23 protein-coding genes are annotated in these 21574 nt (G+C 51.3%); 11 read left to right on the top strand and 12 right to left on the bottom strand.

The window, feature by feature from the left end; genetic code table 11:
* The first annotated feature begins 30 nt into the window (after positions 1-30).
* Both AAC007_RS05920 and rhlB read left to right on the top strand, forming a co-directional pair.
* On the top strand, positions 31-885 hold the full coding sequence (locus AAC007_RS05920; protein ID WP_339675223.1) for a DoxX family protein: 855 nt from the start codon (positions 31-33) through the stop codon (positions 883-885).
* A gap of 133 nt (positions 886-1018) precedes the next feature.
* On the top strand, positions 1019-2314 hold the full coding sequence (gene rhlB / locus AAC007_RS05915) for an ATP-dependent RNA helicase RhlB (RefSeq protein WP_339675221.1): 1296 nt from the start codon (positions 1019-1021) through the stop codon (positions 2312-2314).
* A gap of 69 nt (positions 2315-2383) precedes the next feature.
* On the opposite strand, the gene cysZ is transcribed toward rhlB, so the two are convergent.
* Entirely contained in the window at positions 2384-3115 is a 732-nt protein-coding gene (gene cysZ / locus AAC007_RS05910; RefSeq protein ID WP_295876087.1) for a sulfate transporter CysZ, read from the bottom strand.
* A gap of 163 nt (positions 3116-3278) precedes the next feature.
* Between cysZ and AAC007_RS05905 the strand changes: the two genes are divergently transcribed.
* A complete protein-coding gene (locus tag AAC007_RS05905) occupies positions 3279-3644 on the top strand; it encodes a hypothetical protein (RefSeq protein ID WP_295876084.1) in 366 nt (121 codons plus the stop codon).
* Here the strand turns inward: AAC007_RS05905 and AAC007_RS05900 are convergent, their stop codons facing one another.
* Positions 3645-3863, bottom strand: a complete 219-nt coding sequence (locus tag AAC007_RS05900; RefSeq protein WP_295876083.1) for a cysteine-rich CWC family protein — start codon at positions 3861-3863, stop codon at positions 3645-3647.
* Positions 3864-3893: 30 nt separating this feature from the next.
* On the opposite strand from AAC007_RS05900, the gene smrA reads away from it, so the two are divergent.
* Positions 3894-4475 (top strand): DNA endonuclease SmrA, encoded by a 582-nt coding sequence (gene smrA / locus AAC007_RS05895; protein WP_296435049.1) that lies wholly within the window; start codon positions 3894-3896, stop codon positions 4473-4475.
* 8 nt (positions 4476-4483) lie between these two features.
* Here the strand turns inward: smrA and AAC007_RS05890 are convergent, their stop codons facing one another.
* From AAC007_RS05890 to gatC, 4 genes are all read right to left on the bottom strand, one after another.
* Positions 4484-4774: a PA4642 family protein gene (locus tag AAC007_RS05890; protein ID WP_219042471.1), complete on the bottom strand. Its 291-nt coding sequence runs from the start codon at positions 4772-4774 to the stop codon at positions 4484-4486.
* Between the two features lie 32 nt (positions 4775-4806).
* Complete coding sequence (gene gatB / locus AAC007_RS05885) at positions 4807-6255, bottom strand: Asp-tRNA(Asn)/Glu-tRNA(Gln) amidotransferase subunit GatB (protein ID WP_295876077.1); 1449 nt, start codon at positions 6253-6255, stop codon at positions 4807-4809.
* A gap of 11 nt (positions 6256-6266) precedes the next feature.
* Positions 6267-7721, bottom strand: a complete 1455-nt coding sequence (gene gatA, locus AAC007_RS05880) for an Asp-tRNA(Asn)/Glu-tRNA(Gln) amidotransferase subunit GatA (RefSeq protein ID WP_339675217.1) — start codon at positions 7719-7721, stop codon at positions 6267-6269.
* A 79-nt stretch (positions 7722-7800) separates the two neighbouring features.
* Positions 7801-8199, bottom strand: a complete 399-nt coding sequence (gene gatC / locus AAC007_RS05875) for an Asp-tRNA(Asn)/Glu-tRNA(Gln) amidotransferase subunit GatC (RefSeq protein ID WP_339675216.1) — start codon at positions 8197-8199, stop codon at positions 7801-7803.
* Positions 8200-8347: 148 nt separating this feature from the next.
* Between gatC and AAC007_RS05870 the strand changes: the two genes are divergently transcribed.
* From AAC007_RS05870 to AAC007_RS05840, 7 genes are all read left to right on the top strand, one after another.
* Entirely contained in the window at positions 8348-9385 is a 1038-nt protein-coding gene (locus tag AAC007_RS05870) for a rod shape-determining protein (RefSeq protein ID WP_339675214.1), read from the top strand.
* A gap of 84 nt (positions 9386-9469) precedes the next feature.
* Complete coding sequence (gene mreC, locus AAC007_RS05865) at positions 9470-10252, top strand: rod shape-determining protein MreC (RefSeq protein WP_339675212.1); 783 nt, start codon at positions 9470-9472, stop codon at positions 10250-10252.
* A 3-nt stretch (positions 10253-10255) separates the two neighbouring features.
* On the top strand, positions 10256-10741 hold the full coding sequence (mreD, locus tag AAC007_RS05860) for a rod shape-determining protein MreD (RefSeq protein ID WP_219042467.1): 486 nt from the start codon (positions 10256-10258) through the stop codon (positions 10739-10741).
* Positions 10742-10743: 2 nt separating this feature from the next.
* Positions 10744-11316, top strand: coding sequence for a nucleoside triphosphate pyrophosphatase (locus tag AAC007_RS05855; RefSeq protein WP_339675209.1), 573 nt, complete (start codon positions 10744-10746; stop codon positions 11314-11316).
* A gap of 9 nt (positions 11317-11325) precedes the next feature.
* Positions 11326-12789: a ribonuclease G gene (gene rng, locus AAC007_RS05850; protein ID WP_295876058.1), complete on the top strand. Its 1464-nt coding sequence runs from the start codon at positions 11326-11328 to the stop codon at positions 12787-12789.
* Positions 12790-12821: 32 nt separating this feature from the next.
* The gene (locus AAC007_RS05845) at positions 12822-16667 is read left to right on the top strand and encodes a YhdP family protein (RefSeq protein ID WP_339675206.1); all 3846 of its coding nucleotides are present in this window, start codon (positions 12822-12824) and stop codon (positions 16665-16667) included.
* Between the two features lie 45 nt (positions 16668-16712).
* Positions 16713-17534 carry a carbon-nitrogen hydrolase family protein gene (locus tag AAC007_RS05840; RefSeq protein WP_295876053.1) on the top strand — a complete coding sequence of 274 codons (822 nt, stop codon included), beginning with the start codon at positions 16713-16715 and terminating at the stop codon, positions 17532-17534.
* Positions 17535-17544: 10 nt separating this feature from the next.
* Here the strand turns inward: AAC007_RS05840 and yjgA are convergent, their stop codons facing one another.
* From yjgA to raiA, 6 genes are all read right to left on the bottom strand, one after another.
* Complete coding sequence (gene yjgA, locus AAC007_RS05835; protein WP_219042462.1) at positions 17545-18054, bottom strand: ribosome biogenesis factor YjgA; 510 nt, start codon at positions 18052-18054, stop codon at positions 17545-17547.
* Between the two features lie 40 nt (positions 18055-18094).
* Positions 18095-19453, bottom strand: coding sequence for a magnesium transporter (gene mgtE / locus AAC007_RS05830; RefSeq protein WP_219042461.1), 1359 nt, complete (start codon positions 19451-19453; stop codon positions 18095-18097).
* A gap of 145 nt (positions 19454-19598) precedes the next feature.
* Positions 19599-19868, bottom strand: a complete 270-nt coding sequence (locus AAC007_RS05825) for an HPr family phosphocarrier protein (protein ID WP_219042460.1) — start codon at positions 19866-19868, stop codon at positions 19599-19601.
* A gap of 10 nt (positions 19869-19878) precedes the next feature.
* A complete protein-coding gene (gene rapZ, locus AAC007_RS05820) occupies positions 19879-20733 on the bottom strand; it encodes an RNase adapter RapZ (protein WP_339675203.1) in 855 nt (284 codons plus the stop codon).
* Position 20734: 1 nt separating this feature from the next.
* Positions 20735-21184, bottom strand: a complete 450-nt coding sequence (locus AAC007_RS05815) for a PTS sugar transporter subunit IIA (protein ID WP_339675201.1) — start codon at positions 21182-21184, stop codon at positions 20735-20737.
* A gap of 38 nt (positions 21185-21222) precedes the next feature.
* A complete protein-coding gene (raiA, locus tag AAC007_RS05810; protein WP_103683591.1) occupies positions 21223-21510 on the bottom strand; it encodes a ribosome-associated translation inhibitor RaiA in 288 nt (95 codons plus the stop codon).
* Positions 21511-21574 lie beyond the last annotated feature (64 nt).

Raw genomic sequence — 21574 nt, 5'->3', positions numbered from 1 at the left:
AGTAAAAAAGAAGAATAGTGAGGGAGCACCATGAGACTTATTTTGAAGGCGTATTACTTTTTGCACGACGGCGTATTCACACTGTTCGCAAAACTCGATTTCGTCGCACCTTTTTTGATCCGTCTCTACCTGGCGCCGATTATGCTCGCGGCGGGCTTGTACAAATTACAGAATTTCGATGCAACTGCGATGTGGCTGGATCAAGGTTTGAAATTACCTTATCCGGAAGTGATGACCTATTTGGTGACGTACACAGAGTTGCTTGGCGGGTTTTTGCTGCTGTTAGGCTTGGCAGTGCGCTGGGTGAGTATCCCACTTATGGTCGCTATGTTGGTGGCGGCTTTCTCGGTGCATTGGGATAACGGCTGGTTTGCTATCGCGCCGAGCGACCCACTGACGAGTACGGCAAAGCCACTCGCCGACATCGGTATACCGATGGCGCAGCAGAGTATGGAGAATAGCATTGCTGTCGGCGAGCGCCTGGATCGCGCGAGCAGCATATTGGCTAACTATGGTCACTATGATTGGTTAACCGAGAAAGGTAATTTCGTCATCTTAAACAACGGTATTGAGTTTGCGGCGACCTACTTCATATTGCTGTTGAGCTTATTGTTTAGCGGTGGGGGGCGTTACCTAAGTTTTGACTATTATTTAGATCGTAATGCGAGGCAATATGTTAGGTCAAAGCGAGTTGAGGAAAAATCTGAGCCGGTTGTCGAAGTGAAGCCATCGTCGGCGGAAGCGCCAGCCGCATCGCGGGACGAATCACCAGAGCCACCGAGCGAAGAATTGCCAGAAGTGGCGCCAGAGAAGCAGAGTGAGGCGGATTCAGCAGTCCCTAATAAATTGCAGGAAAAGCAGGCTGGCACGATAGCAGTTGAATGATGATAGAATGGCTGATTATTGAGCAATGTAAGAAGAATGTATTTTGTTAAAAAAGTTGTTTGGATCAGGTAAATCCGCGCCGTCAGCGCCCGAAAACACGGCTGCTGCCGATACTGGAAGAGCTGTCAAATCAGTGAAGCCAGAAGTCAAAGACCGGCACGGCGATGGTCATAAGCGTAAGGGTCGAACCCAAAATAAGGCTGCCGTCCAAGAGCAGAGTAGCTGGTCAGTAAAAGAGTTTGAGGTGGCGCCGGAAGAGGGTAAAACCCGTTTTCATGACCTCGATCTCGACGAGACCTTAATGCACGGCATTGCCGACACAGGGTTTAAATACTGTTCGCCGATTCAGGCGGCGTCCTTGCCCCACACACTTCGTGGTAATGATGTGATTGGTAAGGCGCAAACCGGCACGGGTAAAACGGCGGCCTTTTTGATCACCATTTTTAACGACCTGCTGAATAACCCCATAGAAGAAGAGCGTTTTGCTGGTGAGCCCCGTGCACTGGTGATTGCACCTACGCGAGAGCTGGTGGTGCAAATTGGCGACGACGCCCGCAAGCTTGGTAAATATTGCGGCTTGAACGTGGTCACCCTTATCGGCGGTATGGATTACCAAAAGCAGCAAGATAAGCTAGCGGGCATGGTTGATATCGTGGTGGCAACGCCGGGTCGCTTACTGGACTTTGAAGGTCGTAAAGACCTTTATCTCGATCAAATTGAAATTTTGGTTATCGACGAAGCGGACCGGATGTTGGATATGGGGTTTATTCCCCAAGTGAAACGCATCGTGCGTTCATGTCCTAAGAAGAGCCATCGTCAGACATTGCTATTTAGTGCGACCTTCACCGACGATATTATTCGACTGACCGAGCAGTGGACGGAAGAGCCGATCAATATTGACATCGAGCCCGAAAGTGTAGCGACGGATACGGTTGATCAAAAAGTCTATTTGGTTGAGTCGCAGGATAAATTTAAATTGCTGCTGAATATTGTTCGCCATGAAAGTGCGACAAGTGTGATTATCTTTGCAAACCGCCGCGATGAGACTCGTCGCCTCTTTGAGAAAATGCAGAAGAATGGGATTCGCTGCGGTATTTTGTCGGGTGAAATTCCACAGAATAAGCGTTCGCGCACCCTGCAGCAGTTTAAAGACGGTGAAATTGAGTGCCTGGTAGCCACTGACGTGGCCGGCCGCGGTATTCACGTAAATGGCGTGAGCCACGTTATTAACTACACCCTGCCAGAAGACGCAGACGACTACGTGCATCGTATTGGCCGCACCGGTCGCGCCGGAGCAACAGGCACCTCGATAAGCTTTGCCTGCGAAGACGATGCCTTTCTGCTGCCGGGTATAGAGGCTGAGTTGGGTATGAAGTTGCCCTGCGAGCGGCCGCCAGAGCATTTGCTTAAAGATGGTGGCAAGTTTTAATACCGCCGGAACAGCAATGTATAGCGAGGCTAATTCCGCCTCGCTTGCAAAAAAAGCAGTGGCACAGCCCTAAGCTTTATCTTTTAAGCGCTCTACCCACATCAAGGTGCCACCGCAGACCGCGGCGGGCATAATAAATAAATTCAAAATTGGCACCATTGTGCCCAGCATGACTAACGCGCCAAAACTCGCGCTGGTGCCACGCTGGCTGGCAATACGTTTGCGCGCATCTTTAAAACTGAGTTTGTGATTGTCCATGGGATAGTCGCAATACTCGACAGCCATCATCCAGGAATTTAAGGCGAACCAGAGTAAGGGGGCCAGCGGCGAAATTACAAAGCTGGCGATCAGGGTGAGAATCGCAAAGCCGAGATAATAAAGTAATTTCTGGCATTCGCGGCCAATACTTTTCGGGAAGCTTGCAATGGCCATGGCAATGGTTTCGCGGCCAGACACCTCTTGACCGGTTAGCATTTCCTCTACTTTTTCTGCCAATAGGCCGTTAAATGGTGCCGCGATAATATTGGCCACTGTGCTGAATATATACATGACTATCGCTAGCACTAAAATCACTGCCAGCGGCCATAAAATCCAGCGCAAAAAGTCTAGCCAGCTGGGCAGCCACGCTATGACTTGATTGATCCATCCCGACATGGCGTCCAATGTCAGGGTGGTAAATGCGCCAAAGATGACAATATTGATTAATAGTGGGATGGCGACAAACAGGCGAATTCCCGGCTGGCGAATAATTTTGAAGCCGCGGAGTAAATAATCTGGGCCGCTTAGCGGGCGTGCATTCATAAGCCGATGTGCCTGTATCAATAAAAAAGTAATTGCGATTGTGGGATTGCTAGCCAGAAAGGAAGGCGCTAGCGTATCACTATGCCAACGTTATCGCGTTTGGTGGCGTGGGTAAAACGGCAACAAGCCAGAATTTAGGAATATTGACTGAGGGAAGGGTCTTATGAAAACAGTTTATGCAATGTACGCGGTGTTGATGATGAGTCTTTCTGCGACTTTACAGGCTGCTGATATTGGTGATTCGTACAATGTACTGTGCGAAAAAATGAAATCTTGCGCGCTGAAAAGCATTGGTGAGGCTGATTTAACGCCGGATGTACGGGCGATGGTGATGGCGAGCTTAGAGGGCGCATGCGTCGCTATTCAGCAGCAGGTTAGCAATGTGGCAGCGACGCATCCTCTGCATGGGGCGGCGAGTGCGTGTATGGACTCGATGACCACACTTAGCTGTGAAGAGCTTGAAAATAGTAGCGATGAAAAGACCCCCGAGTGCGCCCGCTATGAGAAAATGGCCGAGGCCTACCAGTAACTAACTAGTGAGTGGGCGGCCGCACTGCTTGCAGAGGCAGCGTTTTGAGTCGCCTTGTTGACGGGCTGTTCGTTTGGCATTTTCGCTAATCGCGGCGTTCATACACCAGCAGCTTGAGGGCTCTTCGCCGGCGGCGACTGCGCATTGATTGGCCTGTTCGCATAGCGGGCAGAGCGCGGGGTTAAAATTCGATGCAGGGCTGGTGCCGTTATTTGACATGATGAATCCTTTACATCGGAGGAGGTGAATATGAACGACGATGATCGATTGTTCGCTGAAGAGATGGTCGGTGTCAAACCGCTCGAGATTGAGCGGCGGGTTGTTATCAGAAAAGATGATGGCGGCGCGGTGAATATCGCCGCTCGTCGCGCCGCAGCGACAGCGCAAAGCAATGCCCGCAACTTTTTGTCGACGTCTGAAATTGAGTTGCTGGACCCTTACTATGTGCTGGAGTTTAAGCGCGAAGGGGTGCAGAACGGTGTATTTCGTCGCCTAAAGCAGGGTAAATATGCCATCGAGGCGCGGCTGGATTTGCACAAAATGACGGTTGAGCAGGCGCGCCTGCAGGTCTTTGAATTTATTCGCGAGGCGATGAAGGCAGATTTGCGCACTATTATGATTGTGCACGGGCGTGGTCATCACAGCGAGTCCACAGGAGCAGTGCTTAAGTCCTATGTAAACCGTTGGTTGCCTGAGATGGAAGAAGTGCAGGGATTTTGCAGTGCGCAGCCTCAGCATGGTGGCGCGGGCGCGGTGTATATCATGTTGCGGAAAAGTGAAAAGAAAAAACAGGAGAACCGCGACCGCTTAGCCCGCGGTCGCAGCGTTTAGGGCGGGGGTTAAACCGCGCCCTTATTTTCTAAAGCGGCGACATGCTCGCCTGAGTTGCGGTGTTCTTTGGCGTAACTCAGCACGGTGCGACCGCCCTTGTCGGTGGCGTTTAGATCGCGGCCGGTCTCCAAAAACATTTCAATGAACAGTTCAAAGTCATCCGCGCGCATGCTTTGGTAGGCCTTTAGCAGGGCGTGAAAGTCTCTGTTGGTACCGGCTTTGGGTTCTGAATCCAGAAACTCGCGAACCCGCGATTCGGTCCAGACTTCGTCGAGTACTTTTTCTTTGTCTTTTTTCATAATGATTTTTGCTACCTTAATTGCTGGCGATGTTAGCCGCCGAGTTTTTCATTTAAAAGAGAGTTGATCACGCCGGGGTTGGCTTGGCCTTTGGATGCTTTCATAATTTGGCCGACGAAAAAGCCCAGCATTTTCTTGCGTTTGCCTTCATCGGCGCCGCGGAATTGCTCAACTTGCTCGGGATTGGCGGCTAGCACTTCGTCAACCATCGCCCCCAGTGCGCCGCTGTCTGATACTTGTTTTAAGCCCTTGCTGTCGATGATGGCGTCGGCGCTATCGCCTTCTTTATTCCAAAGCGCATCAAAGACTTGCTTGGCGATTTTGCCGGAAATGCTATTGTCGCGAATACGCTGAATCAAACCGCCCAATTGTTCGGCAGTGACAGGGCTGGCGCTTATCGCGAGATTCTCGCGGTTTAGTGCGGCGGACAATTCACCGTTGACCCAGTTAGCGGCGAGTTTAGCATCGCCTGCACTGCTTGCCACGGCCTCGAAATAATCGGCAACGGGGCGCTCGCCGGTTAGCAAGCCTGCATCATAGGCAGATAGACCAAACTCTTCTTCAAAGCGCTGGCGCTTTGCATCGGGCAATTCCGGCATGCTGGCCAGAAGTTCATCGATTACCGATTGCTCGACATGAACTGGCAGCAAGTCTGGGCAGGGAAAGTAGCGATAATCGTTGGCTTCTTCTTTGCTGCGCATTGGCCGCGTTTCGTTTTTGTCGCTGTCGTAAAGTCGTGTTTCTTGTTTGACCTTGCCGCCGTCTTCAATCAGTTCTATCTGGCGTAACACCTCGGTTTTGATGGCGCGTTCAACAAAGCGGAAGGAGTTAATGTTTTTAAGCTCTGCTCGGGTGCCGTATTCCTCTTGGCCCTTGGGGCGAATTGACACGTTGGCGTCGCAGCGTAAGGAGCCCTGCGACATATCGCCGTCGGATATACCCAGGTAAGTCACAATAGAGTGGATCTTACGCAAATAAGCGACGGCCTCTTCGGCGCTGCGCATATCGGGTTCGGAGACAATTTCGATCAGTGGTGTGCCGGCGCGGTTTAGGTCGATACCTGACATACCCTGATAATCTTCGTGCAGGGATTTGCCAGCGTCTTCTTCCAGGTGGGCGTGGTGCACGCGAATACGGCGGGTGCTGCCGTCGCTCAAGGTGATTTCTACGATACCGGGACCGACGATGGGAAAGTCCATCTGGGTGGTCTGGTAGCCCTTGGGTAAGTCGGGATAGAAATAATTTTTGCGGTCAAACACCGAGTCGCGGCAAATGTCAGCATTGATGGCCAGACCAAATAAGATGGCCTTTTTTACCGCCTGTTCGTTTAGTACCGGCAAGGTGCCGGGCATGGCCAAGTCAACCGCGCTAGCTTGGGTGTTGGCGTCAGCGCCGAAGGCGGTGCTGGAGCCAGAGAAAATCTTAGATTTGGTGGTGAGCTGGACGTGAATTTCCAGACCAATTACAACTTCCCATTCCATAGTCGCTTTCCTTATACGCTGCCGGGAGCGGCTTGCTGGTGCCAGTTGCTGCGCTGTTGGTACTGATGCGCTGCGGCGAGCAGGGTGGTTTCGTCAAAATCCCGGCCGATTAATTGCAGGCCAATAGGCTTGCCCTTGGTAAAGCCGGCGGGCAATGAAATAGCAGGTAGGCCCGCCAGGTTAACGGCGATGGTGTAAATATCTTCCAGGTACATGGTGAGCGGGTCGCTGACTTTTTCACCCAAGGCAAACGCCGGGTTTGGGGTGGTGGGGCCGGCGATAATGTCTACGGATTTAAAGGCTTCATCAAAATCTTGCTTAATTAAGCGGCGAATTTGTTGGGCTTTGCGGTAGTAGGCATCGTAAAACCCGGAGGATAGAGCATAGGTGCCGATCAAAATACGACGCTTCACTTCCTCGCCAAAACCTTCGGCGCGGCTGCGGCAGTAGAGGTCGTCTAAATCTTTTGGGTTTTCGCAACGATATCCATAGCGTACGCCGTCGAAACGTGACAGATTAGCAGATGCTTCGGCGGGCGCGATAATATAGTAACAAGGCACCGCTAAATGAGTGTGTGGCAGGCTAATAGATTTGATTTCTGCGCCCATTTTACGAAATTCATCCAGCGACGCTTCTATCGCCGACGCAATTTCTGGGTCTAGGCCTTCACTAAAATATTCTTTTGGCACCCCGATTTTGAGCCCGCTGAGATCTTTGTTTAGACCGGCGGGGTAGTCGGGCACGGCCAGATCCATGCTGGTGCTGTCTCGGTGGTCAAAACCCGCCATAGCCTGCAGTAGCAAGGCATTGTCTTCGGCGGTTTTGGCCATTGGCCCGCCTTGGTCGAGGCTGGATGCGAAGGCAATCATTCCATAACGCGAAACACGTCCGTAGGTGGGTTTTAAGCCCGTCAGGCCGCAAAGCGCCGCCGGTTGGCGAATCGAACCGCCGGTGTCGGTGCCGGTGGCTGCGGGTGCGAGTCCCGCAGCGATAGCTGCCGCAGAGCCACCAGAGGAGCCGCCGGGCACGCAGTCGGTATTCCACGGGTTGCGAACGGGGCCGTAATAGCTGGTTTCGTTTGAGGAGCCCATGGCGAACTCGTCAAGATTGGTTTTGCCCAAGGTGACTACGCCGGCAGTGGCGAGTCGCTCAACGACGGTGGCGTTGTACGGCGCGATGAAGTTATCCAACATTTTTGACGCGCAGCTGGTGCGAACACCCCCGGTGCAGAAAATATCTTTATGGGCAATAGGCACGCCACACAGTGTACCGGCCGAGCCATTTTGGCGGGCTGCATCCGCAGCGCGAGCTTGCGCAAGTGCCTGTTCGGCGGTCACGGTGATAAAGCTATTGTAGTTGCTGTCGTGTTTATTAATGGCGTTAAGGTACTGCTGGGTAATTTCTTCGCTGGAAAATGTTTTTGCTTCCAGTCCGCGAAGAATGTCGGCAATCGTATGATTGGGCATAGTTCAGATTACTCATTATGGCTGCCGAATATAGGTGCGGCGGTAAATATGGTGCGTTGTTGCAATTAGCTGCAGCGTTTTATTCAATTACTTGAGGTACCAAATACAAACCGTCGGCGGTTTGTGGTGCGATTTTTTGAAAGTGCTCGCGCTGGTTGATTTCATTTACTTCGTCGGCGCGCAGACGTTGGGTGGCATCGTGTGGGTTTGCCATTGGAACTACATTGGTAGTGTCCACCGCTTGCATGGCGTCGACCATATTTAGAATATCGCCAATACGTTGGCTGAGTTCGGCGGTGTCTGATTCGGCGACGTTAATACGCGCTAGTCGCGCCAGCTTGGCAATGTCGTTTTGGTCTAAGCTCATGCTCACCCTTTTCATATTGATTGACGGCAACACAGACAGATTTCCGCTGCGCAAAATGAGGATTGCGTCGGAAATGCAATGAGCTTGCCGGTAAACCGTTAAACTTATCATATTTGCGCCTTGCCCTAAATCCCTGCCGTTGATAGAGTGGCAAAGTTTTTAATTTAGGGCCTCGCGATGTTGCCGGGCGGCAATCGCTCCCGGTCCGATTAGCCTGGTCCCTGCCCAAAAACGGGGCTGTATAAGGTGAAAATTACACATGTTTAAACGAATTCGCGGCATGTTCTCCAATGATCTTTCGATCGATCTTGGAACGGCAAATACTCTCATATATGTGCGTGGTCAGGGGATCGTTCTGGATGAACCCTCGGTAGTGGCAATCCGCGTACACAATGGTCAAAAAACAATCGAAGCCGTGGGTATGGAAGCCAAGCGGATGCTCGGGCGTACGCCTGGGAATATCACAGCAATTCGCCCTCTGAAAGACGGTGTTATTGCCGACTTCCAAGTGACTGAAAAAATGCTCCAGCATTTTATTAAATTGGTCCATCAAAATAGCTTTATTCGCCCTAGCCCTCGTGTCCTTGTTAGCGTGCCGTGCAAGAGTACACAAGTTGAGCGCAGAGCGATTCGCGAATCCGTGCTGAGTGCGGGTGCCCGCGAAGTGCGGTTAATTGAAGAGCCTATGGCCGCGGCGATTGGTGCGGGTCTGCGAGTTGACGAAGCCTCGGGCTCGATGGTTGTTGATATTGGTGGTGGTACCACTGAAATAGCGATTATCTCCCTAAATGGTGTGGTGTATTCCGATTCGGTTCGTGTTGGTGGTGACCGCTTTGATGAAGCCATCGTCACCCATGTGCGTCGCACCTACGGCAGCTTAATTGGTGATGCGACTGCCGAGCGTATCAAACAAGAAATTGGCTGCGCCTACCCTGGCAGCGAATTGCGTGAGATCGATGTGCGTGGTCGCAATCTCGCCGAGGGTATACCGCGTCGCTTTACCTTAAACAGCGATGAGATTTTGGAAGCCTTGCAGGAGCCATTGCAGGTGATTATTCAGGGTGTTAAACGCGCTCTTGAGCAGTCTCCTCCAGAGTTGGCGGCAGATATTGCTGAAACGGGTATTGTGTTGACTGGTGGCGGCGCCTTGTTGCGAGGCATCGATCAGTTAATCGCCGACGAGAGTGCGCTGCCGGTGATTATCGCTGAAGCCCCTTTAACCTGTGTTGCCCGCGGTGGTGGTAAAGCCTTAGAGATGATGGATCGCCATCATCTTGATATATTGTCTGCTGAGTAATAATGATTCGCCCCAAGGTGGGAGGAAGCAGCAATTAAGCCGGTATTTCGCAATGAATCCTCTGTTGGCGGTCGACTGCTGATTTTGGGTGGTCTTGCCTTGGTGCTGATTTTGATCGGTCAGCGCCTCGATTTTATGGCGCCACTACGCACCCAGTTGTCTCTCGTTGCGGCGCCGTTCTACTGGATTGTTGACGTGCCCAGCCGGATGGCCAGTCAGTTTGGCGACTCCTGGAGCAGCCGCAGCGAATTGCTAGCCGACAATGAGCGACTGCGATCTGAATCCCTTATTCTAAACGCCAAACTCCAGAAATATATCGAATTGCGTGCCGAGAACGTCCGTCTGCGCGAGCTGATGAATTCTGCCGAGCGAGTGAATGACACGGTTGTGGTGGCAGAGGTTGTCGCGGTTGCCTCTGATCCTAATCGCCATCAGCTGCTTGTTGATAAAGGCAGTCGCGATGGCGCTTTTGTTGGTCAGCCGGTGATCGACGCCAATGGCTTGCTTGGTCAAATTACCGATGTCGGTGTCCTTCAAAGCCGTGTTTTACTCATTACTGACAGCGCTCATGCGCTGCCTGTTCGTGTCAGCCGCAATGGCCTGCGAGCTATCGCAGAAGGCACTGGGTTGATTGACGAGTTGGCTTTGACCCATGTCGCCGCTACCACAGATATTCAAGTTGGCGATATGTTGGTAAGTTCGGGCCTTGGTGGTCGATTCCCCAGCGGCTATCCCGTCGGTGAGGTGATTGAAGTATCGATAGACCCAGGTAAACCGTTTGCTGAAGTTCGTGCCCGCCCCATGGCTCAGCTAGATCGCAGCCGCAACGTCTTACTGGTTTTCAGTGAGCAGAAGACTGAGGAGTAGCGCATGGAATCGCATGCGCATGGCTTGTGGTTTGTCGTTGTCACGATATTCATTGCTTTACTACTGAGTATTACCCCCCTTAGTCCTGATTTGTCTTGGGCTAGACCTGATTGGCTGTTACTTATATTAGTTTACTGGCTGCTGGCGCTTCCCGAGCGGGTCGGCGTTATTGTTTGCTGGCTTTGCGGCATTTTATTGGATGTATTGCAGGGCGGGGTATTGGGGCAAAACGCCTTTGCCTTCGCCGTGGTTGCTTACATCATACAAGTCTCCTATCAGCGCTTGCGGATGTTTAGTTTGCGCAAGCAGGCCGCCTTTGTTTTGCTACTCGAACTCTTCCATATTTTAGTTGATCAGTGGGCGCAAAATATAAATGGTGTTGCGCACACGCATTGGCTGGTATTTCTTCCCGCCTTAACAACCGGCTTATTGTGGCTATTTGTTCGACCAATAGTGGCATGGTGGCAGCGTTTGTTTGTGGTGTTTTAGCTTTGACGGCAAACATTGTAATCATTCTTGCGTCGGGATCACCGCGCCGCGCTGAATTACTCACGCAAATAGGGGTGAACTTTCAGGTAGTCCCTGCCGATATTGACGAAACCCCCGCGCAGGGAGAAGCGGCGGATGCCTACGTTCAGCGCATGGCGAGTGAAAAAGCGGCGGCGGTGGCTAAACTTTTTCCAAATCGCCTTGTGTTGGCGGCAGATACGTCAGTTATTGTTGATGGCGAAATTTGGGGAAAGCCCTTAAGTCGTCAACATGCTAAGGTGATGCTAAACAGTTTAAGTGGTCGTTCTCATCAGGTAATGACGGCACTCGCAGTGCACTCGGCTGGTGGCGTTGAACAGGATTTAAGCGTGACCGAGGTCGTGTTCGCAGAACTTAGCGCAGCGCAAATTGATACCTATGTCGACAGTGGAGACGCCGATGACAAAGCCGGTGCGTATGGTATACAAGGCGCAGCGGGACGCTTTGTTAAACACTTGAGTGGTAGCTATTCTGGTGTAATGGGTTTGCCATTATATGAAACAGCGGTTTTGCTGGACAAAGCCGGAATGAAGTAGAGCCAGGGAATGAGTGAAGAGATTCTAATCAATGTAACACCGGTGGAAACTCGGGTGGCGGTGGTCGAAAACGGTGTGCTGCAAGAAGTGTACATCGAGCGCAGTCGTTCGCGAGGTATCGTCGGCAACATCTACCAAGGCAAAGTGGTGCGGGTGCTACCTGGTATGCAGGCGGCATTTGTTGATATTGGTTTAGAGCGCACAAGTTTTATTCACGCTTCTGACATCGCCAGCTTAGACACTGAGACTGGCGAGCATGCGGATATTCGCAGCAAAATTCGCGAAGGTCAGTTGCTCACTGTGCAAGTGAGTAAAGATCCTATGGGGACCAAGGGCGCGCGCTTAACGACGCGTTTGTCGGTATCTTCCCGGTATTTGGTCTATATGCCTGGCGCTGCGCATATTGGTGTTTCCCACCGGATAGACGATGAGGATGAGCGCCAGCGACTGCGCGACATGCTCGAGGCAGCCGCGCGGGTGGATGACGAAGACCTGCGCGATGGCTATATTTTGCGTACCGCGGCAGAGGGCGCGGGCGATGATGAAATGCTTGCCGATGTCCAATTCTTGAAGCGCTTGTGGGCGGCGGTAGAACGCCGCATGAAACGCGATACGGCGCCCAGCGTAATCTATGAAGACTTGCCCTTGTTTATGCGCACAATGCGTGACTTGGTGCGGCCCGGCTTGGAAAAAATTCGTATTGATTCCCGCGAGAGTTTTCAACGGGTCGCCGAATTTGCTGAGGATTATCTGCCGGAGATCAGCTCGCAGCTTGAATACTATCCCGGTGAGCGGCCTATATTTGACCTCTATGGGGTAGAGGACGAAATTCAAAAAGCCCTTGGGCGCAAGGTGGAGCTTAAGTCCGGCGGTTATTTGATTATCGATCAAACCGAGGCTATGAGTACCATCGATATTAATACCGGCGCTTTCGTTGGTCATCGCAATCTAGAAGAAACCATATTTAAAACTAACCTTGAGGCCGCGGCGGCGTTGGCTCGCCAACTGCGGCTGCGAAATCTCGGCGGCATTATTATTATCGATTTCATCGATATGAAAGACCCTGAACATCGCCGCCAAGTGCTCCGTGCACTCGAGCGGGCAATGGAAAAGGACTACGCCAAAACGTCGATTACGGGCGTCTCTGAGTTGGGTTTAGTAGAAATGACCCGCAAACGTACCCGCGAAAGTCTTGAGCACATTCTCTGTGAGACCTGTCGCTACTGTCACGGTAGAGGTTCGCTTAAGTCGCCTGAAACCGTGTGTTATGAAGTTTTCAGGGAGATTTTACGAGAGTCACGGGCCTATGAGAGTAAGCGCTTGCTGGTGTTGGCGTCTCAGGAGGTAGTCGATCGACTGCTCGACGAAGAGTCGGCCAATGTCGCTGATCTTGAGGAGTTCATCGGCGCGAGTATTCGCTTTCAGGTAGAGGCGGTATATACCCAGGAGCAATATGATGTTGTTTTGCTTTGATGGGAGCCGTTGTTGACCGTGGGTGATTACTGATGCTGGTGCGGGCAGTTCGCCAACTTTACGCCTTGCTCTGGGGTGCTGCCTTGGTGTTGCTGGTGGTGTTGGCCTTGTATGCTAGCCTTGGCCGCCAGTACATTGGTTTGGTCGACCGCTACCAGCAAGATATTTTTGAGTTTATTGAAGGTTTTAGCAGTATTCAAATGCAGGCGGCCAGCCTCCAGGGAAGCTGGTCTGGTCTGTCTCCCGTTATAGACGTAAGCGATTTTCGTCTTGGCAGTCACGCTGCTGTTCATCTCGATCACGCCCGCATAGAAGTCGATGTCTTGTCCTCACTGCTGACGGGCACGCCGAAAGTACGTCAAATACAGGCGGGTACTCTCAGTATAGAGCTCGCGCAAGACAGTGAGGGACGTTGGCAAGTACCGGGATTGGTAGCGGATGATGCCGCTAGCGGCAGTCCAGATATGTTGATTGATTCGGTGCTGGGTGTCCGCAATGCCACCTTGGGTTTGTTTGCGGTCACGCTCAATTATGCAAACGGCGACGTAAAGTATATTAGTAGTCGAGATTTTTCTCTGCGTAGCGACGACAAATTCCGACGGGTGTTTGCGCAATTAAATACTGACAGCGACGGTGATATTCAAATGTCGCTGGAAGCTTACGGTGATCCCCGCAACACCGAAAGATTCAATGCCAGTGCCTATATGGTCATCGATGGCAGTCGGCTGTCGGCTATTGCGCCAATATTTCAGCAGAGTGCGCCCTTGTTTGACAGTGAGGTCAGCGGCGAGATCTGGATGAGCTGGCGACGAGGCCAGCGCATAAGTTTGAGCGGCGTGCTCAATGCACCAAAATTGGCTGTTGGGGTTTTGTGGGGCGCAGAAGACGACTTTTTAGAAGACGTAAATATGCGCTTTGCCGGCAGCCATCGCGATGGATTTTGGCGAGTTAGCTTTACCGAGTTTGACGCCCAGTGGCGGGAGCATCGTCTAGATTTGGCTGGTGTTTCGGTGCGTCATCCCGAGGATAAGCTGTGGCGGTTTACCTTACCGCAGTTAGAGGTGGCAGCGACAAACGCCCTTCTTACGGAAAGTGATATTTTGCCCGAGCATTTACAAGGGGTGTTGAGCGATTTAGCGCCGACTGGGCTGCTAGATCATATTGAATTTGACCTTATTACTGGCGATTCCGGTGTCGATAGTTTTGCGCTCAGGGCTGAAGCGGTGGATCTCAGTGTGCAGGCATGGCAGGGTGCACCCGGTGCCGAGGGCCTGACGGGTTATCTTGAAATAGGCCCTCAGCAGGGATTGTTGATGGTGGATTCTGAGGCTTTATCCCTGTCATTTCCGCATTTGTATGAGAAGGCATTTGCGCTAGATGATGTTAAGGCTGAACTGCGCTGGAGCTATGATGATCAGCGCCTAAATCTGTACAGTGGTTTAATCAATGCTGAAAGTAACGGCAAGACCTTGTCTGCACTGCTGCGATTGGATTTGCCCTTACACAAAGACGCTGCGCCCGACCCAGCGATGACACTGATTATCGGTGCGCGCGATATCGATGCCAGCGAGCACGACAGCTACACGCCGAATGTGCTCAGCGATGGATTGCATACCTGGCTGGCAGAGAGTATCCGCGCCGGTCGTGCCACCACAGCGGGATTTATTTATCACGGCTCATTATTAGCCCACGCAGAGCAGCATCCATCGGTGCAGTTGGATCTTGATCTTGAGAATGTTGAGTTGCGTTTTCAGAGCGATTGGCCAGCAGTCCACGCTGAAAAAGCGTCGTTGCTGATCGACAATGCCAATGTTGTAGCTCAGTCAAACTCGGCAATCATAAATGGTTTGTCGCTTGGCCCCTTAGATGTTCGGGTCGCGCCATTGGCAAGCGGCGATGCAGCGCTAGATGTCGCGACTAGCGCGAATCCGAGTTTCGCGCAGATAAAGAGTTTGCTCATCGATACGCCCCTGCACTCTTATCTTGGCAATACCTTTGATTCGTGGACCGGTGAAGGCGATGCAACGGTAGACTTCGGCTTGCACTTGGCGTTCGTTGGTGAGCTTATTCCCAAAGTGCGCGTTGATACAGATCTTGATATTAAGATGTTGGGTTTGCCTGATTTTCGTTTGGCACTGAGCGATGTGAAGGGGCATTTGCACTACGATTCTGACGGGGGGCTCAGCAGTAATAAATTGCAAGCCAATGTGTTTGAGCGACCAATTACCGGCACCATAAATCAGAATGGAAGCCAGGTTGATGTGGCGCTCGCTACTCATGTTGCTACTAAAGATATTGAGCAGTGGTTGCAAACTCCGGTGCTGCAATTTTTCAATGGCAGTAGCGATGTTCAGCTGCATATTCAGGCGGGAGGAGATCATCCCAGTCTCAAGCTTACGTCTGACTTGCAGGGAGTGGAAATTTCTCTGCCGCAGCCGTTCTATAAGGCTCCCGACGCGGTGCAAGCGCTAACGATAGTGCTGCCGTTTGGCGAAGAGCCACTGCTGCGGTTGGCAATTAACAATCAATTTAATCTAAATTTGGGCATAAGCGACGGTGCGGTATTCGGTGCTAATTTGACGCTGGGTAGTGGTGATATCGCCAGCGTTATGCCTAGGCCGCTGTTGGGGCAATTTAATGTTGATGGGGCTGTTGAATTCGCAACCTTTGAGCAGTGGCAACAGATTGCTAATCAATATCTGGTATCTGCTGTGCCGGGAGATGGTGCTGGATTGGTCTTATCCGTCAATGAGTTAAAGTTTGGTGCGGTCGATATTTTTGATCAATTGTTAACGGATGTGCGGCTGACACTTAGTGAAAATGTTGAACGTTGGCAGTTGCAAGTCGACAGCCAACAACTGGCTGGCGAACTGGTGTTTCCCCGAAACAGCTCGTTAATGGTTACGTCGATAGCCTTACAAAAATTAGATTTGCCTGCCTTTAGTGATCGGCCTGGATCGGGCGTGGAGGAGCTTGATCCGCGGACATTAATGAATGCCGATGTGAATATTGATCAGCTTACGGTTGGCGGCAAAGCATGGGGAAGTGTCGGTTTTGATCTGCGCACAGATGATTACGGAGCCCATTTCAATGCCCTGCGGGGAGAGCTTCGAGGTATTTCACTTGCGCCGCAAAGCGGTGAAAGCAGTTTACATTGGCTTCGTGACGATAGCGGCAGGCAGGTATCTCAGTTGCAAGGACAGTTTGCGGTGCAAAACTTGGGATCGGTGTTGACGGGCTTAGGCTATTCCAATGTGATGGAAACAAAGCGCGGCGAATTCGATGTTGATATTTCGTGGTCGAGTTCACCCATGAGTTGGGATATTTTGCGCAGCGATGGTAATTTTAGTTTTAGCTTTGAGGATGGTCGTTTTCTAAAAAGTTCAGATGCGGCCAGCGGCGCTTTACGAGTATTTAGCATTTTTAATATGGCTAATATTATCCGGCGTTTGAAGTTTGATTTTCGCGATGTGTTTAGCAAAGGTATTTATTTTGATTCTATGCGCGGCAGTCTGACGCTAAACGAGGGCATTGTGCGCCTGAATACGCCTTTAGATATCAAGGGCCCGTCTAGTCGCTTCCAGATGACTGGAAATATTAATTTGACCACCGACGTTCCCGATCTTCGCCTGGTGGCAACATTGCCAGTGGGTAGTAATTTACCTTGGGTGGCGGCGCTTGTCGGTGGTTTGCCTGCGGCGGCTGGCGCCTATGTGGTTAGCAAGGTGTTTGAAGAGCTGGTCGATAGTTTTTCAAGTGCGGTCTATGATATTTCTGGCACCATTCAACAGCCCGAGTTGACGTTCAAAAAGATCTTCGATGTGGATAATGACGACGTTCAACAAGCTTCACCCGAGGTCAGTGAAACTCTTGAGTGATCGGTTACTTAGTAGCTCATGAGCTAATTGTTGTGGGGGTAGATTATGGCTAGATCGACGTCGTTAGTTAAAGTTTCCGCGCTGCAAATGGTTTCTAGCAGCGATTTGGCTGTGAATTTACTGCGTGCAGAAGGGTTAATAGCGGAGGCAGCAAATGGCGGTGCAAAACTGGCCGTGTTGCCGGAGAATTTTGCGCTGTTTGGCAGTAAGCGAATTTTTGATCTAGCTGTCCAAGAAGCTGCTAGCGGTGATTTGCAATCACAACTTGCCCATTTAGCTGCGAAATATAAATTAACGCTGGTTGCCGGTACCATTCCAACCCCTGCTCCCGACGGGCGGGTATATGCGACGTCATTTGTTTACGGGCCGGACGGATGCTGCCTTGGTCAGTATCGAAAAATGCATTTATTTGATGCTGACGTCGCCGACGCTCAGGGTAGTTATCGAGAGTCGGACAGCTACGCACCGGGTGATGATGTGGTCGTGCTCGATACGCCGCTCGGTCGAATAGGTGTTGGTATTTGCTACGATTTGCGCTTTCCCGAACTATTTCGTCAGATGTTTGAATTAAAGGCCGATATTGTTGTTCTGCCCTCGGCGTTTACGCGCAGTACCGGGTGGGCGCATTGGTTGCCATTGTTGCGCGCCCGCGCGATAGAGAATCAATGTTTGGTGGTGGCGGCGAATCAAGGTGGTGTTCATGACGCCAAGCGTCAAACATCAGGTGGTTCTGTAATTATAGATAGTTGGGGGAGGGTGTTAGCTGAGGCAGGTCTTGGAGAGGTATGTATTCTCGCAGATTATGATTCAGCTGAGCAGAATGCGCTGCGTCTAAGGATGCCGGTCGCCCAGCATCGCCGTTTATAAAACGTTCCACTTAGTTTTTGGGCAAGTGCTCTTGCAGTTCTTTTAAGTATTGAAATAATTTGCGTTTGGCAGCGGGGGGCTTGTTGGCTTTCGCATCTTTGCCAATTTGTAAGATCAGTGTTCTGAGTCGCTGACGATCTGCGTCAGGGAATTGCGCGACTACTTTCTCTATCGCTGGTAACCCTTCTTCAACGATGTCATCTCGCAGGTCTTCCAAACGATGGAAGGCGCGCGCTAGTTCACGCTGTCCTTCTTCACGTTTAGTTAAGCCCGCCTCTATTTCGCTGAGGTCGATGCCGCGCATCAACTTGCCAATGTATTGCAACTGGCGGCGTAAGCCTTCTCGGCTGGTTAGGCGTCGTGCAGTTGCGATGGCCTCGCTAAGATGCTCGTCACGGATGGGTATCTTGGCTAACTCGTTATTACTGAGCTTGACCAGTTTTTCACCGAGCTCCTGCAGAGCCTGCATTTCTTTTTTTAGCGCGGTTTTACTGGGGCGTTCTAATTCTGATTCGGTCACGTTGCGATCCGTTTAATTCATTTAATATTGCTGGATTAAGCTAGCCGTAAAAATAGCTGGCGAGTCCGAGGAACGATAAAAAGCCAATGACGTCAGTCACGGTGGTAAGCACCACGCCACCTGCCAGAGCTGGGTCTATATTCAATGATTTCATCGCTAGCGGCAGTACTGCGCCAGCGAGAGCCGCAGTCAGTAAGTTAATAATAATCGCGGCACCGATTATGCCGCCCATTAAGGGGTCGTCAAACCACAGGGTGGTTGCACCGGCAACGATGATCGCCCAAACCACCCCATTAATGGCGCCGACTGCCATTTCTCGATTGATCAGCCAGCGGCTGTTGTCGCGGCTGATATGTCCCAATGCCATACCGCGAATGACCACGGTGAGTGTTTGGGTGCCGGCTACGCCTCCCATGCTTGCCACTATTGGCATTAGTACGGCGAGAGCGACGACTTTTTCGATGGTGCCTTCGAATAGATTAATTACCGCCGAGGCGATAAACGCGGTGAGCAAATTAATACCTAGCCACACGGCGCGGCGCGGCGCGGTGGTGAGAACGGCGGCAAAGGTATCTTCGTCCTCGTCCAAACCCGCCATACTCATTAATGAGTGGTCAGATTCTTCACGGATAACGTCGACGACGTCATCTATGGTGATACGGCCTAGCAGCAGGCTGTTGTCATCGACGACGGGGGCCGATACCCAGTCGTGTCTTGCGAAGAGCGTGGCGACCTCGCGCGAGGACATGCGAGCGGGGATGGGTTCCACCTCGGTGTCCATTATTTCTCGAACCGTGACGCTGGGGTCGGATACCAATAGTTTGCGCAGTGATAGCACGCCGATGTACTGATCATTGCGATTGACCACCAGCAAGCTATCGGTCATTTCTGGCAGTTGCTCGTGACGACGCAGATAACGCAATGCCACGTCTAGAGTAATATTTGGTCGTACCGTAATGGTGTCGGTGTTCATCAAACCACCGGCACTGTCCTCGTCGTAGGACAGGACGTGCTCGACTCGAATCCGATCTTGATGATCCATTGAGTCGAGAACTTCACGAATTACACGGTCGGGCAGCTGCTGGAGTATATCTGCGATATCATCCGCTTCGAGACCTTCGGTAATAGTCGCGACTTCTTCCGCGTCCATTTGACGCAGGAACTGGCTTTGAACTTCATCGTTAAGATGCTGGAGAATGTCGCCTTCATTCTCGATGTCGATCAGCTGCCACAGCACGCTACGAATTTTATGCGGAGTGGATTCTATTAAATGGGCAGCGTCAGCAGGGGGCAAACCGTTTAACATGCGACGGATTTGCAGAAAGCCCCCCGAACCCAAAGCTTCGTTTAGGGTTTTGAGTTGGCTCTCGGTTTGAAGCTTGTCAGCAGTCTGGGCCATACCTATCCCTAGCGTTTTATATAGGAGACTAGATTTACCTGAGCCATTAGGTGAAAAGAGAGTCTTGGTTAATTATCCTTTAAAGTGCTCTCTGCAACAATCCGCAGTAGTCGGCAACTAGCATAAATAAGTCATATTACGCTTATTATTCTGCTTCGCCGAAACGTTGAGAGATAATGTCGAGCACAGCAGATAGCGCTTCTTGTTCATCGCCACCATCGCAGCGCACGGTAATTTCGGTGCCTTTGCTAGCGGCTAACATCATCACGGCCATAATGCTTTTGCCGTCGACTGATTTGTCATTGATACTGATTTGAATATTGGCGGCAAATGCGCCTGTCGTTGCGACTAGCTTGGCGGCTGCGCGGGCATGTAAGCCGAGCTTGTTAATGATTATTATATTGGACTCGACCATCGTGGGTACTCTAGTGTAGTTCGCGATGGCGAACTTGCAGGTCTGGATGTGTCTTACGCAAGGCCTTGGCAAGCGTTTCAACCATGTATACTGAGCGATGTTGACCGCCCGTGCAACCGATGGCAATGGTGAAATAGCTGCGGTTGCTCGCCTCGATTTTAGGTAGCCAATGCTGCAAATATTGCAGGATGTCGTCGTACATCAGCATCACGTCTGCTTGGCTGCTCAAGTAGTTCTGTACTTCGCTATCTTGTCCGGTGAGTGTGCGGAGTCCATCTTGCCAGTGCGGATTGGATAGCATACGAAGATCGTAAACTAGGTCTGCATCAATCGGCAGACCGCGTTTAAACCCGAAGGATTTCAATTGTACGGCGAGCTTGCTGGCGTCTACCCCCAAAATACGATCGCGAATAGCTGCGCGTAGTTCGTGCACCGTCATGTCACTGCTGTCGATAGCTAATGACGCCTCAACCACGATGGGTTCGAGCAGCGTTGATTCAAGCTTTATTGCATCGGCAAGAGGCAGTGAATCGGTGGTTAGCGGATGCCGGCGTCGCGTTTCACTAAAGCGTTTTATTAACTTATCGTCGCCCGCATCTAAAAATACGATGCGCAGGTGGGCGTGTTTTTTAACTTCGTCGCACAGTGATTTAAATCGAGCTAATTCATCCTGAGAGTTGCGAGCATCGATGCAGACAGCGACTTGCTTGTGGACTTTCAGCGGGCTTTGCGAAAGCTCGCGAACCAGTGCGGGAAGCAGTGACACCGGTAAATTGTCGATAGCATAAAAGCCTTCGTCTTCTAATTGGTGGAGGGCCGTACTTTTCCCGGAGCCCGATCGACCGCTTAGAATGATGAGTTCCATTTTAGCTTGCTATCGCGCGCTTGAATAAGGCTTCGGTGTTCTCGGCGCTGCGCAACTTACTGCGGTAATCGGCTTCATTGAACGCGGTCGCTAGTGCGCCAAGTACTTTTAAATGCTCGTCGTGGGCCTCGGCGGGCACAATAAGCGCGAATATAAGATCGACGGGCTCGTCATCGACGGCCTCAAAATCAATGGCCTGTTCTAATTTGAGCAACATGCCGGTGATTTGAGTGCAGCGGCTGCTGCGGCAGTGTGGAATGGCGACACCGTGGCCTAAGCCTGTACTGCCTAGGCGTTCGCGGGCGAGTAACTCATTAAATAACTCGTCCGCATCAAACTCTGTGTTATCTGCTGCAATACCGGCAGCGATATATTCAAGTAAGCGTTTTTTACTGGTAACGGGCGCACCGTATTCGGTGCGCCCTTCTGTGAGTATTGAGTCAAGTGTCATGATAATTACGTGGTTAACTTCAGTGAGTATCGCGGGTCTTAGCGACCCAGCGATTTTTCTTTGTGTTTGATTAATTGGCGATCAAGTTTGTCGGTCAGGCTGTCAATTGCAGCATACATATCCTCTGATTCACAAGTAGCAAATAGGTCTGCACCTGCAACGTGTACTGTTGCCTCGGCCTTTTGAACGAGTTTTTCTACCGTCAGAGTGACATCGGTATTGGTGATATTGTCAAAGTGTCGCTGCAGTTTTGTGAGTTTATTGTTTACATAATCGCGGAGGGCGGGGGTAACGTCTACGTGATGACCACTTACAGTAATCTGCATATATTGCTCCTTCATCGCTAAAAAATGCTGGCGCCTCGCGGCGAGTTGCAACGTGCGGCGATCG

The sequence above is a fragment of the uncultured Zhongshania sp. genome (assembly GCF_963975605.1).
GTDB classification, from domain to species: domain Bacteria; phylum Pseudomonadota; class Gammaproteobacteria; order Pseudomonadales; family Spongiibacteraceae; genus Spongiibacter; species Spongiibacter aquimaris.
This window is presented reverse-complemented; position numbering and strand designations above follow the sequence as displayed.

Excerpts from the sequence above, each read along its gene's own strand:
- AAC007_RS05920 (WP_339675223.1), top strand. The coding sequence starts at position 31 with ATGAGACTTATTTTGAAGGCGTATTACTTTTTGCACGACGGCGTATTC.
- cysZ (WP_295876087.1), bottom strand. The coding sequence starts at position 3,115 with ATGAATGCACGCCCGCTAAGCGGCCCAGATTATTTACTCCGCGGCTTC.
- AAC007_RS05905 (WP_295876084.1), top strand. The coding sequence starts at position 3,279 with ATGAAAACAGTTTATGCAATGTACGCGGTGTTGATGATGAGTCTTTCT.
- AAC007_RS05900 (WP_295876083.1), bottom strand. The coding sequence starts at position 3,863 with ATGTCAAATAACGGCACCAGCCCTGCATCGAATTTTAACCCCGCGCTC.
- smrA (WP_296435049.1), top strand. The coding sequence starts at position 3,894 with ATGAACGACGATGATCGATTGTTCGCTGAAGAGATGGTCGGTGTCAAA.
- AAC007_RS05890 (WP_219042471.1), bottom strand. The coding sequence starts at position 4,774 with ATGAAAAAAGACAAAGAAAAAGTACTCGACGAAGTCTGGACCGAATCG.
- gatB (WP_295876077.1), bottom strand. The coding sequence starts at position 6,255 with ATGGAATGGGAAGTTGTAATTGGTCTGGAAATTCACGTCCAGCTCACC.
- gatA (WP_339675217.1), bottom strand. The coding sequence starts at position 7,721 with ATGCCCAATCATACGATTGCCGACATTCTTCGCGGACTGGAAGCAAAA.
- gatC (WP_339675216.1), bottom strand. The coding sequence starts at position 8,199 with ATGATAAGTTTAACGGTTTACCGGCAAGCTCATTGCATTTCCGACGCA.
- AAC007_RS05870 (WP_339675214.1), top strand. The coding sequence starts at position 8,348 with ATGTTTAAACGAATTCGCGGCATGTTCTCCAATGATCTTTCGATCGAT.
- mreD (WP_219042467.1), top strand. The coding sequence starts at position 10,256 with ATGGAATCGCATGCGCATGGCTTGTGGTTTGTCGTTGTCACGATATTC.
- rng (WP_295876058.1), top strand. The coding sequence starts at position 11,326 with ATGAGTGAAGAGATTCTAATCAATGTAACACCGGTGGAAACTCGGGTG.
- AAC007_RS05845 (WP_339675206.1), top strand. The coding sequence starts at position 12,822 with ATGCTGGTGCGGGCAGTTCGCCAACTTTACGCCTTGCTCTGGGGTGCT.
- AAC007_RS05840 (WP_295876053.1), top strand. The coding sequence starts at position 16,713 with ATGGCTAGATCGACGTCGTTAGTTAAAGTTTCCGCGCTGCAAATGGTT.
- mgtE (WP_219042461.1), bottom strand. The coding sequence starts at position 19,453 with ATGGCCCAGACTGCTGACAAGCTTCAAACCGAGAGCCAACTCAAAACC.
- AAC007_RS05825 (WP_219042460.1), bottom strand. The coding sequence starts at position 19,868 with ATGGTCGAGTCCAATATAATAATCATTAACAAGCTCGGCTTACATGCC.
- rapZ (WP_339675203.1), bottom strand. The coding sequence starts at position 20,733 with ATGGAACTCATCATTCTAAGCGGTCGATCGGGCTCCGGGAAAAGTACG.
- AAC007_RS05815 (WP_339675201.1), bottom strand. The coding sequence starts at position 21,184 with ATGACACTTGACTCAATACTCACAGAAGGGCGCACCGAATACGGTGCG.
- raiA (WP_103683591.1), bottom strand. The coding sequence starts at position 21,510 with ATGCAGATTACTGTAAGTGGTCATCACGTAGACGTTACCCCCGCCCTC.